Source organism: Thiopseudomonas sp. SA1F2-1K (genome assembly GCF_057443035.1).
Window position 1 is genome coordinate 601,516 of sequence record NZ_CM172014.1, and the last position, 15,607, is coordinate 617,122.

At 47.4% G+C, this 15,607-nt stretch carries 11 protein-coding genes and 1 pseudogene; 4 read left to right on the forward strand and 8 right to left on the reverse strand.

The window, feature by feature from the left end:
* Position 1: 1 nt before the first annotated feature.
* From AC2T15_RS02855 to gloB, 5 genes are all read right to left on the reverse strand, one after another.
* On the reverse strand, positions 2 to 1,090 hold the full coding sequence (locus AC2T15_RS02855; protein WP_053100048.1) for a microcin C ABC transporter permease YejB: 1,089 nt from the start codon (positions 1,088 to 1,090) through the stop codon (positions 2 to 4).
* 3 nt (positions 1,091 to 1,093) lie between these two features.
* A complete protein-coding gene (locus AC2T15_RS02860; protein ID WP_486778675.1) occupies positions 1,094 to 2,926 on the reverse strand; it encodes an extracellular solute-binding protein in 1,833 nt (610 codons plus the stop codon).
* Complete coding sequence (locus AC2T15_RS02865) at positions 2,923 to 4,755, reverse strand: extracellular solute-binding protein (protein WP_486779002.1); 1,833 nt, start codon at positions 4,753 to 4,755, stop codon at positions 2,923 to 2,925. Before AC2T15_RS02865 ends, AC2T15_RS02860 begins: the two co-directional genes overlap by 4 nt.
* Before the next feature lie 56 nt (positions 4,756 to 4,811).
* Positions 4,812 to 6,374: a LysM peptidoglycan-binding domain-containing protein gene (locus AC2T15_RS02870; RefSeq protein WP_486778676.1), complete on the reverse strand. Its 1,563-nt coding sequence runs from the start codon at positions 6,372 to 6,374 to the stop codon at positions 4,812 to 4,814.
* 86 nt (positions 6,375 to 6,460) lie between these two features.
* Positions 6,461 to 7,246 (reverse strand): hydroxyacylglutathione hydrolase, encoded by a 786-nt coding sequence (gloB, locus tag AC2T15_RS02875; RefSeq protein WP_486779003.1) that lies wholly within the window; start codon positions 7,244 to 7,246, stop codon positions 6,461 to 6,463.
* Positions 7,247 to 7,369: 123 nt separating this feature from the next.
* On the opposite strand from gloB, the gene zapE reads away from it, so the two are divergent.
* Complete coding sequence (gene zapE, locus AC2T15_RS02880; protein WP_486778677.1) at positions 7,370 to 8,485, forward strand: cell division protein ZapE; 1,116 nt, start codon at positions 7,370 to 7,372, stop codon at positions 8,483 to 8,485.
* A gap of 10 nt (positions 8,486 to 8,495) precedes the next feature.
* Here zapE and pabB read toward each other — a convergent pair whose 3' ends face one another.
* The 3 genes from pabB to AC2T15_RS02895 form a co-directional block, all read right to left on the reverse strand.
* Positions 8,496 to 9,851 carry an aminodeoxychorismate synthase component I gene (gene pabB / locus AC2T15_RS02885; RefSeq protein ID WP_486778678.1) on the reverse strand — a complete coding sequence of 452 codons (1,356 nt, stop codon included), beginning with the start codon at positions 9,849 to 9,851 and terminating at the stop codon, positions 8,496 to 8,498.
* A gap of 115 nt (positions 9,852 to 9,966) precedes the next feature.
* Positions 9,967 to 10,395, reverse strand: coding sequence for an acyl-CoA thioesterase (locus AC2T15_RS02890; protein WP_053102685.1), 429 nt, complete (start codon positions 10,393 to 10,395; stop codon positions 9,967 to 9,969).
* Positions 10,396 to 10,475: 80 nt separating this feature from the next.
* Entirely contained in the window at positions 10,476 to 11,393 is a 918-nt protein-coding gene (locus AC2T15_RS02895; protein WP_486778679.1) for a DMT family transporter, read from the reverse strand.
* Between the two features lie 116 nt (positions 11,394 to 11,509).
* Here AC2T15_RS02895 and AC2T15_RS02900 point away from each other — a divergent pair, with 116 nt between their 5' ends.
* The 3 genes and pseudogenes from AC2T15_RS02900 to AC2T15_RS02910 all read left to right on the forward strand — a co-directional run bounded on the left by AC2T15_RS02900 (position 11,510) and on the right by AC2T15_RS02910 (position 15,584).
* Positions 11,510 to 13,438, forward strand: coding sequence for an ATP-binding cassette domain-containing protein (locus AC2T15_RS02900; RefSeq protein ID WP_286592898.1), 1,929 nt, complete (start codon positions 11,510 to 11,512; stop codon positions 13,436 to 13,438).
* A gap of 153 nt (positions 13,439 to 13,591) precedes the next feature.
* Positions 13,592 to 15,347, forward strand: a pseudogene (locus AC2T15_RS02905) (BCCT family transporter).
* Positions 15,348 to 15,350: 3 nt separating this feature from the next.
* On the forward strand, positions 15,351 to 15,584 hold the full coding sequence (locus AC2T15_RS02910; protein ID WP_486778680.1) for a hypothetical protein: 234 nt from the start codon (positions 15,351 to 15,353) through the stop codon (positions 15,582 to 15,584).
* Positions 15,585 to 15,607 lie beyond the last annotated feature (23 nt).

Below are 15,607 nucleotides of genomic sequence, written 5' to 3' on the forward strand. Positions count from 1 at the left end.
TTCATTGCCCCCGACTTGCAAAATCAATGCGTGGATCAACCAGCGTATAGGTTAAGTCACCGATTAATTTAACCAGTAAACCCAGCAAGGTGAATAAAAATAAGGTACCGAAAACCACCGGATAGTCGCGATTAATGGCTGCTTCAAAACTTAACAGACCTAAACCGTCCAGTGAAAAAATGACTTCAATGAGTAAGGAGCCGGTAAAGAACATGCCAATGAAAGCGGCAGGAAACCCCGCAATAATAATCAGCATGGCATTGCGAAATACATGGCCATACAGCACTTGTCGTTGATCTAAGCCTTTGGCCCGTGCCGTGGTGACGTATTGTTTGTTGATTTCATCTAAAAAACTATTTTTAGTGAGCAGGGTTAAGGTGGCAAAGTTGCCAATCACTAACGCAGTAACCGGAAGTGCTAAGTGCCAAAAATAATCGCCAATTTTGCCAAGCAAAGTTAACTCTTCAAAGTTGCTTGAAGTCAGGCCACGTAGCGGAAACCAGCTTAAATAGCTGCCGCCAGCAAAGATCACGACTAATAAAATAGCAAATAAAAATGCCGGCACAGCATAGCCTAGAATGATCGCAGAGCTAGTCCACACATCAAAACGGCTGCCATGGCGCACTGCTTTACTGATACCGAGCGGAATAGACACCAAGTACATCAGTAAGGTGCTCCATAGGCCTAGTGAGATGGAGACTGGCAGCTTTTCTTTGATTAGGTCGACCACCTTGGCATCACGAAAGAAGCTATTGCCAAAATCAAACTGGGCATAATTTTTTAGCATAATCCAAAAGCGCTCAGGGGCAGACTTATCAAAGCCGTACATGCGCTCAATTTCAGCAATTAAGTCGGGATCAAGGCCTTGGGCGCCACGATAGTTAGCAGAACCACTGCTGCTGACTTCACTGCCACCGCCAGAAATTCGTCCTGTCGCGCCGCCTGCAGCTTCGTCAAAGCCTTCGAGCTTGGCAATCATTTGTTCAACTGGGCCACCGGGGGCAGCCTGAATAATGACAAAGTTAAGCAGTAAAATGCCAAATAAAGTGGGAATAATCAGCAATAGCCGTCGAAAAATATAAGCCAGCATAGATTAGTCTCGTGTTAACGGAGCGGTGGAGGAATCAGTAGCTTGATCAGCCGATAACGCTTTGCTCCACCACGTCATTAATCCAAAGTCATACAGTGGCGTTACTTCTGGGTGAGCGAACTTATCCCAGTAGGCGACGCGCCAGGTATTGATGTAATAGTTGGGCACTACGTAATGCCCCCACAACAAAACACGATCTAAAGCGCGCGTGTGGGTAATTAAATGCTCGCGGCTGTCGGCATTAATTAAACCTTCAACTAATTGATCAATTGCCGGATCGGCTAAGCCAATATAGTTACGACTGCCGGGATTATCTTTGCTGCTCGAGTGCCAAAATTCGCGCTGTTCATTGCCAGGAGAGTTTGATTGCGGCCAGATGCTTGAGGTCATATCAAAGTCTCGGGAGCGGATTCGATTAATGTATTGCGACATATCCGCTCGGCGAATAATCATCTCAATACCGAGTTCTTCTAAGTTGCGTTTAAACGGCAGCAGGACGCGCTCTAAATTGGTTTGGGTGATTAAAAACTCAAACGAGAGCGGTTCACCATCAGCATTTACCATGCGATCATTTTCAACCCGATAGCCAGCATCTTGCAGTAACTTAAACGCTTTACGCTGCTGATCGCGGATAATGCCAGAGCCGTCACTGACTGGGTTTTTGAATACTTGGGTAAAGACTGACTCAGGTAATTGCTCTTTAAGTGGAGTTAAAATTTTTAACTCTGCCGCAGAAGGTAAGCCTTCAGCTGCTAGCTCAGAGTTTTCAAAAAAACTGTTAGTGCGTAAATACGAGCTATAAAACAACTGTTTATTGGTCCACTCAAAGTCAAACAGCAGACTAATGGCTTCGCGCACTCGAATGTCTTGAAATAGAGGGCGGCGCAAGTTGAAGGTAAAGCCTTGCATGCCAACTGGGTTATGGTTAGCAAAACTTTCTTTAATAATTTTTCCGCTACGTAGGGCGGGAGAGTCGTAGCCTGTGGCCCAGTCTTTGGCCGAGTACTCTTGGTTGAGATCAAATTGTCCAGCTTTAAAAGCTTCTAAGGCAACCGACATATCACGGTAGTAATCCACCTGGATCTGATCAAAGTTATATAGGCCACGGCTGACGGGTAAATCTTTAGCCCACCAGTTTTCATCACGCTGGTATTCAATCGAGCGTCCTGGGTCTACTTTACTGATTCGGTAAGGGCCACTGCCAAGCGGTGGCTCTAAACTGGTTTTGCTAAAGTCGCGGGACACCCACCAATGTTTCGGTAAAATTTCTAGCTGGCCTAAAATTAGCGGCAATTCGCGGTTTTTATTGTGCTTAAAATCAAAGCGAATTCGCAGCGGGTCTTCAATGACCACTTCTGCGACATCGGCGTAATAATGGCGATACAGTGGGTGGGCTTTTTCAATTAAAGTGTTAAAGGTAAAAGCCACATCGGCACTGGTAATGGGCGTGCCATCTTGAAAGCGCGCCTTAGGATTGAGAATAAAGCGCACGAACTGATTATTCTCATCTAGCTCTACGCCTTCGGCAATCAGGCCGTAGACGGTAAAGGGCTCATCTGGCGACTGGTACATTAAACTATCGTAAATTAAGCTCACTCGATCCGCAGGATTACCCTTAGCCAAATAAGGATTCAAACTGTCAAAGCCACCAAAACTTGCCAGTTTTAACTGCCCGCCTTTAGGCGCTTTAGGGTTGACGAAATCAAAGTGAGTAAAGTTTGCCGAGTATTTAGGCGGCTCGCCATACAGGGTTAATGCATGCTTAACCTCAGCTACGGCTGATTGGACTAAAGCAAAACTAAGAATTCCAGCTAAGCAGTATTTCAGCAAACTCATGGTTTTATCTCATTGGGCTTGAGCCACCACGCATTTAAGCCTAAGGCGTAGGGCGGTGTAGTAACAAAATCAAAACGATTTTTATAAGCGAGTCGGTGCTCACTGATATACCAGTTAGGAATCGTGTAGTGCTTCCACAGTAACACACGGTCTAAAGCGCGGGTGGCATTTATCTGCTGTTCACGGGTTTTGGCGGCTAATAGACTTTCTAATAAGTAATCAACCGCAGGATCTTGAATGCCGGCATAGTTTTTGCTGCCGACTACAGCTGCTTGGCTGGAATGAAAATACAGCCATTGCTCAAGTCCTGGACTTAGGGTTTGGGGCAGGGTGAGTAAGGTTAAATCAAAGTCATAGCGATCTAAGCGCTGTTTAAACTGCGCGCGATCAACCGTGCGTAAACGAGCATCGATGCCAATTAAACGTAAGTTATTAATGTAGGATTGCAAGATACTACGCTCGAGCCGTGGATTGACTAATAAAATTTCCACGCTTAGGGTTTGGCCTTGGGCATTTTTTAAGCCATTCCCATCGTTATGCCAGCCCGCTTCAGCTAGGAGCTGTAGGGCTTGGCCTATGGTTTGTCGAGGTAGTCCAGTGCCTTCGGTTTGGGCGAGGGCAAAGGGCTGAGTAAAGAGTTCTGCAGGTAGGTGTTGGCGCACAGCATTCAGCAGTACTCGCTCGCCCTCAGTAGGTAAGCCGCTGGCGCTAAATGGACTATTGGGATAAAAGCTGGTGGCGCGTTGATAGGCCTGATTAAACAGAGAGCGATTAAGCCATTCAAAATCAAATAACAGTGATAAGGCTTGTCGAACCGGGAGCGGTTGGAAGGCTTGGCGCCGAGTATTAAAGAAAATGGCTTGACTGCGTGCCGGAATTTGGTGAGGGATAGCTTGTTTAATTATTTTGCCTTGGCGTACCGCAGGAAAATTATATCCTTGAGCCCAGTTCTTGGCTTGATGCTCAATAAATAGATCAAACTGCCCAGCCTTAAATGCTTCAAATGCCACATGGCGATCGCGATAGAAGTCGACGGAAACTCGATCAAAATTATATTTACCGCGATTAACCGCTAATTCAGCGCCCCACCAGTTTTTCACGCGCTCAAAAACTAAACGTTTACCAGGGGAGACCTGGGTAATTTGGTAAGGCCCACTGCCTAAGGGTGGGGTAAAGGTGGTTTGACTAAAATCTCGGTTAGCCCAGTAGTGCTTAGGTAAAACCGGTAACTCACCGACCCGCAAAATCAGTAATGGATTATTGGCCCGCTTAAACACAAAGCGCACTTGGTGTGGGCTAAGCACTTCAACGCGGTCGACTTCTTGTAGTGCTGCTCGGTATTGAGGATGGCCTTGGTGAAGCAGAGTCTGATAAGAAAACAGCACATCTGCTGCGGTAATCGGCTGGCCATCATGGAAGGTGGCGTGCTGGCGTAGAAAAAAAGTTACCCAGCTGCGATCTTGACTGTATTCAAGGCTTTCTGCGACCAAGCCGTAAGCACTGGCTGGCTCATCGCCGGATGGGTCAAACAGTCCGCTGCCGATCATGAGTGGCGCATTAAGTTCGCTTACTCCGTAACTGGCAAAGTCGCCGGTGCTAATCGGACTGCTGCCTTTTAAAGTATAAGGATTTAAGGTGTCGAAGGTGCCTAGCGCCATAAGCTGCACTTGGCCCCCTTTAGGCGCCTTGGGATTTACCCAGTCGAAGTGGCTAAAGTCAGCAGGATACTTAAGATCAGCAAATTGCGCATAGCCATGGCTGTGCTCAATGGTGGCGAAACTGGTTGGGCTGAGTAATAACAAGCAGCCAAGCCAGAGACGGCGAAGCAATATAGACATGGCTCCCTCCTAGAACACTGATAAGTTGCGCTCACTGAGCGCAAGGCTTAACGATAAATAGCCAGTTGTTGGCCTGGGCGAATCGCACTTGAGCTTTTCGGGTTCCAAGCCTGTAATTGTTTAAGGCTAACATTATGTCGTCTGGCGATCAGTGACAAGGAGTCACCGCTACGTACACGGTAGTAAGTGGGTTTTTTAGCCGCTGCGCTGCGGGTAGCCTGACGTAAAGCAAGGGTTTGGCCAACTTGAATGTTATTGCCAGCGATTCGGTTCCATTGCTTTAGCTGATTAATGCTGACGCCATGCCGGCGGGCGATGCTAGACAGGGTATCGCCGCGGCGTACTTGATAACGAACGTTGGCAGCAGTTGTCGCTCCTGCTTTAGCGCGCAAGTTGGTGCGGCTGAGCTGTTCAGTTTTTTGTGCTAAAGCAAAGTGATGCTGGGAAGGAATGGTTAACTGCTGGCCAACGGTGACCTGATCCGAGTTTAGCTTGTTCAGATACTTGAGTGCCTCTTTTGAAACTTTGTGCTGTTGAGCAATGCTGTGTAGAGTTTCGCCGCTGGTGACGCGGTGTTGCTGCCAGCGCATTAAGTCTTGGCTTCGCAGTTTGGCGAGGCGCTCTTGCAAGGTGCTAACTTTGGTGGCAGGAACCCGGATCACTTTAGGGCCATCAACAGTCACGCCCTGCATATGTGCCGCATTCAGTTGGCTCAGTTCAGTACGATCAATATTTGCCAACATTGCTACTCGGTCTAAATCCAAGGCGTGCTCAATTTTAATGGTGGCAAAGTAGGGCTGATTGGCAACAGGAGCTAGCTTAACGTTATAGGCTTGTGGGCTAGATACGATTTGTGCGACAGCGAGAAACTTAGGCACGTAGTATTGAGTTTCTTTAGGCAGTGACAGGTTCCAGTAATCGGTCGGTAACCCCAGCTCGCGATTACGTTTCATCGCTCGGCTAACAGTACCTTCGCCCGCATTATAAGAGGCCAAAGCTAAGAGCCAATCGCCTTCAAACATGTTACTTAGGTATTCCAGATAATCCAGCGCCGCTAAGGTGGAGGCTGTTAGGTCACGTCGCTCGTCATACCATGAGGTTTGTTTGAGGTTGAAATATTTACCGGTGGAGGGGATAAATTGCCACAAGCCTGAAGCATGGGAGTGGGAATAAGCGGTAGGGTCATAAGCACTTTCAATCATTGGCAGCAGCGCAAGCTCTAGCGGCATCTTACGTTTTTGTAAGTGATCGACAATATAATGCAAATAGGGCGTGCTACGTTGCGCCATGGTTTCAATGGAGTTGGTGCGAGCGGCAAACCATAAACGCTGCTGTTCAATGCGAGGATTGGTTTGGACATCATCTGCAAACTGGTAGCCTTGGCGAATAATTTGCCAAACATCCTGTTCAGCTTGCTTGCGCATTACAGCCTGTTTTTTTGCTCGATTTAATTCAGCAGTGGCAGAAGATTGAGTGGTAACTGGTTGAAAAGCAGCAAACTCATCGCTGGTATTGTGCTTACTGGCACAACCAGAAATTAAACTGGCAATCACTGATGAGAATACAATCAATGAGCGTGAGGGATGCAGTAAAGAGCGAAAAATAGACATAATTAAAATAACGAAAAAAATGAATAGTGGCGCGATTCTATGAGCCACTATTCTGAGGGTCAAGGCACCCGGGAGTAGACAGAGGTTTAAAAGTTATCCTTCCATTGCCTTAGCGCAGCAAAAACTTCGACTGGGTGGGTCGCCGAGTAGCCTTGTTGTACTATTTTTTGCGCAACTTCAGGAATTGTTGCCCGTAAAAATGGATTGGTGGCTTTTTCTAAGGCAATTGAGCTGGGCAGGGTAATTTGTTCTGCAGCGCGTAAGTTTGTAACTTGATGTAAGCGTTGGCTGATTTCAGGATTGTTGGGTTCAACGGCTGCGGCAAACTTCAAGTTACTGAGGGTGTATTCATGGGTACAAAAGACTTGGGTATTATCCGGTAACGCCGCTAGGCGCTTGAGCGAGTTAAACATTTGCTCGGCAGTGCCTTCAAAGATGCGCCCACAGCCAGCAGCAAACAAGGTATCACCACTTAATAACCAAGGTTTAGCCATAGCCGTTGCAGGAGAGTAATAGGCAACGTGACCTAAGGTGTGTCCAGGTACAGCAATGACAGTGACTTCGGCAGCATCTAGTAACTTAAATTGTAGTTTGTCTGTGGCGGCACGCTCGATACCTTGAATAGATTCAGTGGCAGGGCCGGTCACTAAGGCTTGGGTGGCTTGCTTTAGGAGCATCAAACCACCGGTGTGATCCGCATGGTGATGGGTAATTAAAATATCGGTTAACGACCATTTTGGGTGGTCGGCTAACCAGTTGAGTACCGGTTGAGCATCACCTGGGTCCACCACGGCGCAAGCACGAGTGACATCATTTTTGATTAGCCAGATATAGTTATCATTAAACGCAGGCAAAGCGGTAAAAGTAAGCATCATCAAATCCTCAGGCTTAAACGCAGATCTTGGCATCATAACCCTTTCATTTAGATAACTAAAACCAGCTTTGATAGAGTTAAGTCTGTATCCAGATTAATTTTATTTTCCCTAAGAGTGCCTATGAGTAACTTGCTCGCCCAGCGTTATCAACAAGCCCAGCAAACACTAGATTTTGTTTGCGATAGGGCGCAACAAGCAGCTATTACTCAGTTAGATTTCGCCTTAAGCAAACTGAATGCTCAATTGCCAGTGGCGGGGATTTATTTATATGGTCCTGTGGGGCGTGGCAAGACTTGGTTGATGGATCAGTTTTATCAATTAGCAAAGGTGCCCAAGCAACGTCAGCATTTTCATCACTTTATGCGAGATGTACATCGGCGCCTGTTTCAGTTGAGTGGTCAAGCGGAACCTTTGCAGCAAATTGCAGTTGATTTAGCTGGAGAAATTAAACTGCTGTGCTTTGATGAGTTTTTCGTCAGTGATATTGCTGATGCAGTGATTTTAGGCAATTTGTTTCAGGCGCTATTTGCCCAAGGCTTGGTGATTATTTGCACCTCCAACCAAGCCCCCGAGCAGCTGTATCACGATGGGTTTAATCGAGAGCGATTTTTGCCGGCGATTGCCGCCATTCAGCAAGCAATGCAGGTAATTGCCTTAGATGGCGGACAAGATCACCGATTACATCAAGCAGCCGCTATTCAGCGCTATTTTTTGAGTAATGAGTTCTCTGAGTTTGAGCAGCGCTTTCAGCAGTTAGCTGCAGGGCAAGCAGTACAGGGCGGTGAGCTAGTAGTGGGGCATCGCCGTTTACAGTGCCGAGGGTTTACTAGCGAGGTAGCGTGTTTTAGCTTTGCTGAGTTGTGTGAGCAACCGCTATCAAGTTTGGAGTTTATTGCCCTCTGCCAGCGCTTTAAGGCACTGTTTGTAGGGCAGGTTCCAACCTTAACCGCTCAGCAGCGACCCAGTAAAATTGCTCGGGGCACCGAAGATGCTGCCCAGCGGGTGGTGGCTGGCGATCGGCAGTTGCCGGCACTCTCGCCGCATGATGACAGTGTGCGCCGCTTTATTGCCTTAGTGGATGAATGTTACGACCAGCAGGTGCCTTTGTATTTGTGTGCCGAGGTGCCGCTAACTGAGCTGTACACTGCTGGCTATTTGACCTTTCCTTTTCGTCGCACCTTAAGTCGGCTACAGGCTATGCAAACCCAGCGCTTTGCTGCCGAGCGGCTTAAGTAGGGTGATCCACTTAGCTAAACTGCTGTTCTAAGGTGCGCATAAGTACCGCAACCTTGTCGATTGACTCTTGATATTCTGCTTGCCATTCAGAGTCCAAGACAATACCACCGCCGCCCCAGCAATGCAGTTGTTGCTGTAGCGCAAGCACGGTACGAATTGTAATGGAGCTATCAAAGTGGCCACGGCAATCGAGGTAGAGCAGCGAGCCACAGTAAATCTGCCGTGGCGTGCTTTCTAGCTGTTGAATAATTTGCATCGCTCGAATTTTTGGCGCTCCGGTAATCGAGCCACCTGGAAAACTGGCGCGGATTAAGTCAAATACGTCTACATCGTCGCGTAGGTGAGCGGTAATTTGGCTAACTAGATGGTGCACATTGGGATAGCTTTCTAAGGCAAAGAGTTCGGGCACCTGAATACTTCCGGGGCGGCAGCAGCGACCTAAATCATTACGTAATAAGTCAACGATCATCAGGTTTTCTGCTTGATCTTTAGTGCTAGCTAACAATTCTGCGGCATTGGCCTGATCACTGAGCTCATCGGCGTCACGTGGGCGGGTACCTTTAATGGGGCGTGCTTCAACCTGTTGCTGTTGCACTTGTAAAAAGCGCTCGGGGGATAGGCTTAAAATTGCCTGCTCGGCGCTAAGCCGAATAAAGCCAGAGAAAGGGGTTGGACAAGCGCTGCGTAAAGCCAAGTACGCCGGCCACGGGTCGCCCTGGTAAGCGGCGGAAAAACGCTGGGTGAAGTTGACCTGATAGCAGTCGCCAGCACGAATAAATTCATGAATTTGCGCAATCTGCTGTTGGTAGTCGGTGGCACTTAGCTGGGGCTGAAAGGGTTGCGTCAGTTGAAAGCTGGGCGCTGGATCGAGGTTAGGATTACTGCTTTGAAATAATGCGAGTAAGGCCTGCGCGCGCTCAGTCGGCACACTAGCGTGGCACATCAGGTAGCAACGTTGCTGTTGATGATCGGTGATAAGTGCCCAGTCATAGAGCCCAAGTTGGGCAACAGGGTAGTCTGTACTGTGTTCAGTAGACTCTTGCTGATAGCTGTCGGGTTGAAATTCGTAGTTTAGGTAGCCCAGTAAGCCGCCGGTAAAGGGCAGCTCTTGCTCACTATCACAGGGCGCAAGGCGGGCTAAGGCTTGGCGGCAGCGTTGTAAATAGGCCGCCCCGGTTTCTGCAGGCTGTGGGCTAAGGACTTGCAAAGGCCAGGCGCTGACAATATCAAAGCGGCCACGTTCAGCTTGAGGTTGGCCTGAGTCCAAAAAAATAGCTTGGGGCGCTTGATGAATGCGTGAAAAGTATTCGGCAGTAGAGGGTAAATAAGGTAAAGCAAAGAGTTGAACAGTAGCAGAAGTGGACATAGCGCAACATGCAGCCTAAAAAGCAGGAGATTTTAACTGATGAAGCGAAGCAGGGGCTAGTGGCTAGGTTGTGCCTTGCGGGTAACCGGCAAGGGCACAGCCTAGGCAAACTAACTTAGTTAGCAATACTGGTTAGCTGTGCCAACTGAGCAATTGCGGCATCAGAAATCGCTTTTGGGCGGCGCTCTACGGTATCAATCAGTACCATCACGGTTTTTGCGGTGGCAACACATTTACCGTTTTGAAAGAGTCCTTGAGCAAGAGTCAGTGAGCTGCGACCAGTGTTGACCACACAGGTACCAATGGTCACTTCGCCAGGCCAGGTCATTTCGGCGAGATAGTCCATGGAAAGATGGGCTAAGACAAAGGCTGAATTTTCAGTAACCAGCTGATACTTGGGATCAAACAGCATTTCTACGCGGCCGACTTCTAATAAGGTAACGAATACGGCGTTATTAACATGCCCTTGACTGTCCGTGTCACGAAAGCGGAGTTTTTCTACGCAATGTAGGGGAAAGTCTTCAAGACGAATATCTGTATTCATGAGTGATCTCATTTTAAGTGCAATTTAATAAAAACATTCTGCCCAGCATTATGCGTTATTTCGCCACAAGATGCTGCCATTCAACGATGTTTTCTTACGGTCCAGAGTACTCCGCTAATTAATAAAGCAATGGCAATGATCTCCGTCAAGCTAGGCCAGCGGGCGGCATAGACAAAACCGTAGAGCAGAGCAAACAGTGTTTCAAAAATAATTAACTGGCCGCCTAAGGTAATGGGTAGACGCCGACTGGCGGCATTCCACAATAAATTACCCAGCCAGGAGCTAAATAACGCCAGCCCCAAGCTGATGGCAAAAAAGCTTAGCCAGCGACTTTGTGGCAGTTCTGGCAGGAGCTGACTTGGAAATAATCCTCCAGCGATGAGCAGCAGTAACACACTCAGTAAGCCGGTGGTGATGCCCCACAGGCTCGACCACTCTCTGCTAGTAAACTGGCTCAATTTGAGATAACGAGTATTGTTTACGGCAAAGCGGGTCCAGCTAAAGAGCGCACCAAAGGCGCATAAAATACCAAGTACTATGTTATGTAAGGGTTGCTGTTGGTTAGCCGCTTGCTGAAAAGCACTGATATTGACCGCCAGCATGCCCAGCATAATTAGCAGCAAGGGCCAAGCTAATTGTCGAAGTGACAAGGCCCCTTGATCTTTGCGTCCGGCTAGGGTGATGGTTACCGGTAGCGTGCCAATAATCAAAGAGGTAGTGGCTACCCCAGCAAGTTGTACCGCTGAGGCCAGTAACAGATAATACATCAGATTACCGCTGAGCGAGAGCCAGATTAGCTGTTGAATATCCAGTCGGGTGAGACGTTGTATTAACGGGATTAGCTTTGGCAGGATAATTAGCGCGGATAGTATCCCGTAAACAATGTAGCGGCCGGTGCTAAGTAGCAGCGGATTAAAATCAGGTAGCAAGCTGGGCACTACAAACACAAAGCCCCACAGTGCTCCGGCTAGTCCGGCATAAAATATCCCGCGTTGCATGTAATGTCCTTAGTCAAAACGAGAAACCATACTAACGAAAATTTCTTTCTACTGCTGCTACTGCGCTTTAGGCTTGGCTACAGGTACAATGGCTGCCTGTTTTTAGGAGAATCTGTATGGCTTTGCTCAAACTAACCAATATTTCCCTCGCCTATGGTGCTAATCCTTTATTAGAAGGAGTTTCTTGGCAGATCGATAAAGGTGAACGGGTATGTATCATTGGTCGCAATGGGACAGGAAAGTCCAGTATGTTGAGCATTGTGCGGGGTACGCAGCTACCCGATGACGGTGAAGTGTGGCGGGCACCTGGTTTAAAAATTGGTGAATTGCCGCAAGAGTTGCCACGAGCGGATGAGCGAACAATTTTTGAAGTAGTGGCCGAAGGCTTAGAAGGGGTTGGTGAACTACTGACTCGCTACAACCAGCTCAGCCAAAATATCACCACCGATGAAGATTTAAATCAGCTGATGCAGGTACAGCAAGAGTTAGAAGCCAAAGACGGCTGGCGCTTGCAGCAGCTAGTGGATAGCACCTTAAGTCGATTGCAGTTACCTGCTGAAAAAACGTTAAGCGAGTTATCCGGTGGCTGGCGACGTCGGGTGTTGTTAGCTCAAGCCCTGGTGGCAGAGCCAGATTTATTACTGCTCGATGAGCCGACCAACCATTTAGATATTGGCGCCATTGCTTGGTTAGAAGAAGCATTAAGAAATTTTAATGGGGCGGTGTTATTTATTACCCACGACCGAACCTTTTTACAAAATATGGCCACCCGCATCTTAGAGCTAGATCGTGGTGGCTTGATTGACTGGAATGGCGATTATCAAAGTTTTCTCGAGCATAAAGAACAGCAGTTAGCCGCCGAAGAAGCAGCAAATGCTCTGTTTGATAAACGTCTTGCCCAAGAAGAAGTCTGGATCCGCCAAGGCATTAAAGCACGGCGTACCCGTAACGAAGGCCGAGTGCGTGAACTAAAAGCAATGCGTTTAGAGCGCAGCCAGCGTCGTGAGCGTCAAGGCACGGCGAATATGAGCTTAGCGACTGCAGAGAAGTCCGGTAAGCAAGTGCTGGTGGTGGATAAAATTAGTTTTGCCCATCCGGGTGGTCGTGAGTTAGTTAAAGACTTTTCCATGGTGATTCAGCGCGGTGACCGTATTGGCTTATTAGGTGCTAACGGGAGCGGTAAAACCACGTTGCTTAAGTTGTTGCTAGGTAAGTTAACACCGACCCAAGGTACTATCGAAGTGGGTACTAAGTTAGAAGTGGCTTACTTTGATCAGTTGCGGCATCAGTTGGACCCTGAAAAAACAGTTATGGATAACGTCGCTGAAGGCAGCGATACCTTAACCATTAATGGACAAAGCAAGCACGTTTTAAGTTATCTCAGTGATTTCTTATTTAGCCCGCAACGCTCGCGCACGCCGGTAAAAGCCTTATCCGGTGGTGAGCGTGCTCGTTTATTGTTGGCTAAGTTGTTTACGAAGCCAGCCAATTTGCTAGTACTGGATGAACCAACCAACGACTTAGATATTGAAACTCTCGAGCTCTTGGAAGAAGTGTTGTCTGAGTTTAAAGGCACTGTCTTAATTGTCAGTCACGACCGTTCGTTCTTAGACAACGTTGCAACCAGCACCTTAGTCTTTGATGGGACGGGGCATGTGCGTGAGTTTATTGGCGGCTTTGATGATTGGTTGCGCCAAGGCGGTAGCATTACCCAATTGGGCATGACGGAAAAGCAGATAGAGAAAAACAGTACGGCATCCGTCACTGAGCCTATTGCTCCAGTTACAGCGCCAACGCCAGTGGCTAAACCTGCTACAAAGAAAAAACTAAGCTATAAATTGCAGCGTGAGCTTGATGAAATGCCGCAGCGGATTGATCAGTTAGAGCAGCAGCTAACAAAGCTGCAAGAGCAAACCTCGGATCCGGCATTTTATACCCAAGCACCAGAGGCAACCGAGCCTACTTTAGCGGCACTGACAGAAACCCAGCAGGCACTTGATGCAGCGATTGAACGGTGGGCTGAGCTTGAGGAAATGGAAGGCTAAGTGATTTATCAATGATCGACTAAAAGCGGCTTTGGCCGCTTTTTTATTGCTTAAACCAAGGCAAATCAAAGGCGAAATTGGAACAAATGGAGTGAGCCTCTTATCATAAAAGGGGTTGATAGGAATCATAATTACATAAAAAGGTATACAGGTATGTCAGAAACAACCGTTGTACAGGGGGAAAAAGCGACGGCCAGCCAAGTCAATAAAACGGTTTTCTACTCCTCTGCAATTACATGTATTGCGCTGATTGTATGGACGATTGCTTTTCCTACTTCGAGCCAAAGTATCCTTAGTACCGCGATGCAAGGTATTTCCGACTCGTTTGGTTGGTATTACATGGCGGTGGTAGCGGCTTATTGTATTTTCTCAGTAGCCGTGGCGTTTTCGCGCTTTGGGGATATTAAATTAGGTCGTGATCATGAAACGCCAGACTTCCCATTTTTAACTTGGGCCTCCATGTTATTTGCCGCAGGGGTTGGGATTGGCTTTTTATTCTTTGGTGCCTCTGAGCCCTTAGCGCATTACCTAGCGCCACCGATGGGGGAAGGGGGAACGCCTGAAGCCGCGCATTTAGCTATTACCCAAACTTTTTACATTGGGGCTTAGATGGCTGGGGCATCTATGCCTTGATGGGGAGGGTGTTGGCTTTTTTTGCCTATCGTTATAACTATCCATTGGCACTACGTTCAGCATTGATACCAGTGTTTGGTAAAAAGCTTATTCGAGGTTGGCTTGGGCATTCAGTTGATACCTTTGGTGTGGTCTGTACCTTATTAGGAATTGCTACGAGTTTAGGGATCGGCGTTTTGCAAGTGAATGCTGGTATGGATTACTTATTTGGGATTCCTACAGTCAAACCACACAAGCGATCATTATTGTTGCAGTGATTGCCATTGCTGGCATTTCAGCCACTACCGGTGTAGCTAAAGGAGTGCGGCGCTTATCCGAGCTCAACATGCTGGGCGCTTTAATCTTGGTATTAGCCTTACTGTTTATGGGGCCCACTAAGTTTTTACTAAATGCATTAGTGCAAAACATTGGTGATTACTTTCAAACTATTGTGCTTAAAACCTTTGATATGTATGCCTATGAAGGTGAGGCAGTGGCTAAGTGGCGTTCCAGTTGGACCGTGTTTTTTTGGGCATGGTGGGTTGCCTGGGCACCTTTTGTAGGCTTATTTATCGCACGAATTTCCCGTGGTCGACGTTTGCGTGACTTTGTATTTGGGGTGATGTTAATTCCCTTGGGCTTTGTCTTTGTGTGGTTTTCTATTTTTGGTAATACCGCTATTGACTTGGTGAACAATGGGGCAGTGGAGCTTGGCGAGGTCACCGTAGCTAACCCGCAGATGGGGTTATATAAATTGTTTGAGCACTTCTCGATGCCGATTGTCTGGTCAGGTTTTGCCATGTTGATCGGGATGACTTTTTTTATTACCTCTGCTGACTCAGGTTCGTTGGTGTTAGCCAACTTAAGCAGTAAATCGTTAGGTACCGGCGAAGATGCGCCAGTGTGGTTGCGTTTGTTTTGGGCCACAGCGACTGGCTTGGTGACTTTGGGCTTATTATTTACCGGTGAATTTGGTGCGTTACAGTCAGTATCAGTGATTGCAGGTTTACCGTTTTCGTTGATCTTGTTGGTGTATATGATCGCCATGGCGAAATGTTTGGTGCGTGAAGGCAATCGCATGAAAGCCGGGCGTCTCAATATTATGCCGGCGGCTAATATGCAAGACTGGCGCGGACGTTTAAACCGTATTGTAAACTTCCCCACGCGACGTAAAGTACAAACCTTTATGATGCATAAAGTGCACGAAGCTATGGAAAGTGTGCAAGAAGCATTAAGCACTGAAGGAATTGAGTCGCAAATTAAAATTGAGGAGGATAAAAGCGGTATTACATTCTAAGTAATGCACCAAGAAGAGGTCGATTTTATCTATCAGGTATGGTTGGTTGAGTCACAAAAACCAAGTTTTGTTACTGAAGGTGAAAACGATGAGCCAGAAGCTTATTTCCGTGCTGAAGTGTTTTTACGTGAAGACAGTTTAGATTACGACCTTGTGGGTTACACCCAAGATCAAATTATTAACGATATTCTGAATCACTATGAGCGGCATATGCAGTTCTTGCATCTTGAGCGCTAACTAGCTGCTTGCTAAGCAAACAC

Bases quoted from the DNA above. Each gene is read 5' to 3' on its own strand.
- AC2T15_RS02855 (WP_053100048.1), bottom strand. From the start codon at position 1,090: ATGCTGGCTTATATTTTTCGACGGCTATTGCTGATTATTCCCACTTTA.
- AC2T15_RS02860 (WP_486778675.1), bottom strand. From the start codon at position 2,926: ATGAGTTTGCTGAAATACTGCTTAGCTGGAATTCTTAGTTTTGCTTTA.
- AC2T15_RS02870 (WP_486778676.1), bottom strand. From the start codon at position 6,374: ATGTCTATTTTTCGCTCTTTACTGCATCCCTCACGCTCATTGATTGTA.
- gloB (WP_486779003.1), bottom strand. From the start codon at position 7,246: ATGCTTACTTTTACCGCTTTGCCTGCGTTTAATGATAACTATATCTGG.
- zapE (WP_486778677.1), top strand. From the start codon at position 7,370: ATGAGTAACTTGCTCGCCCAGCGTTATCAACAAGCCCAGCAAACACTA.
- pabB (WP_486778678.1), bottom strand. From the start codon at position 9,851: ATGTCCACTTCTGCTACTGTTCAACTCTTTGCTTTACCTTATTTACCC.
- AC2T15_RS02890 (WP_053102685.1), bottom strand. From the start codon at position 10,395: ATGAATACAGATATTCGTCTTGAAGACTTTCCCCTACATTGCGTAGAA.
- AC2T15_RS02895 (WP_486778679.1), bottom strand. From the start codon at position 11,393: ATGCAACGCGGGATATTTTATGCCGGACTAGCCGGAGCACTGTGGGGC.
- AC2T15_RS02900 (WP_286592898.1), top strand. From the start codon at position 11,510: ATGGCTTTGCTCAAACTAACCAATATTTCCCTCGCCTATGGTGCTAAT.
- AC2T15_RS02910 (WP_486778680.1), top strand. From the start codon at position 15,351: ATGCACCAAGAAGAGGTCGATTTTATCTATCAGGTATGGTTGGTTGAG.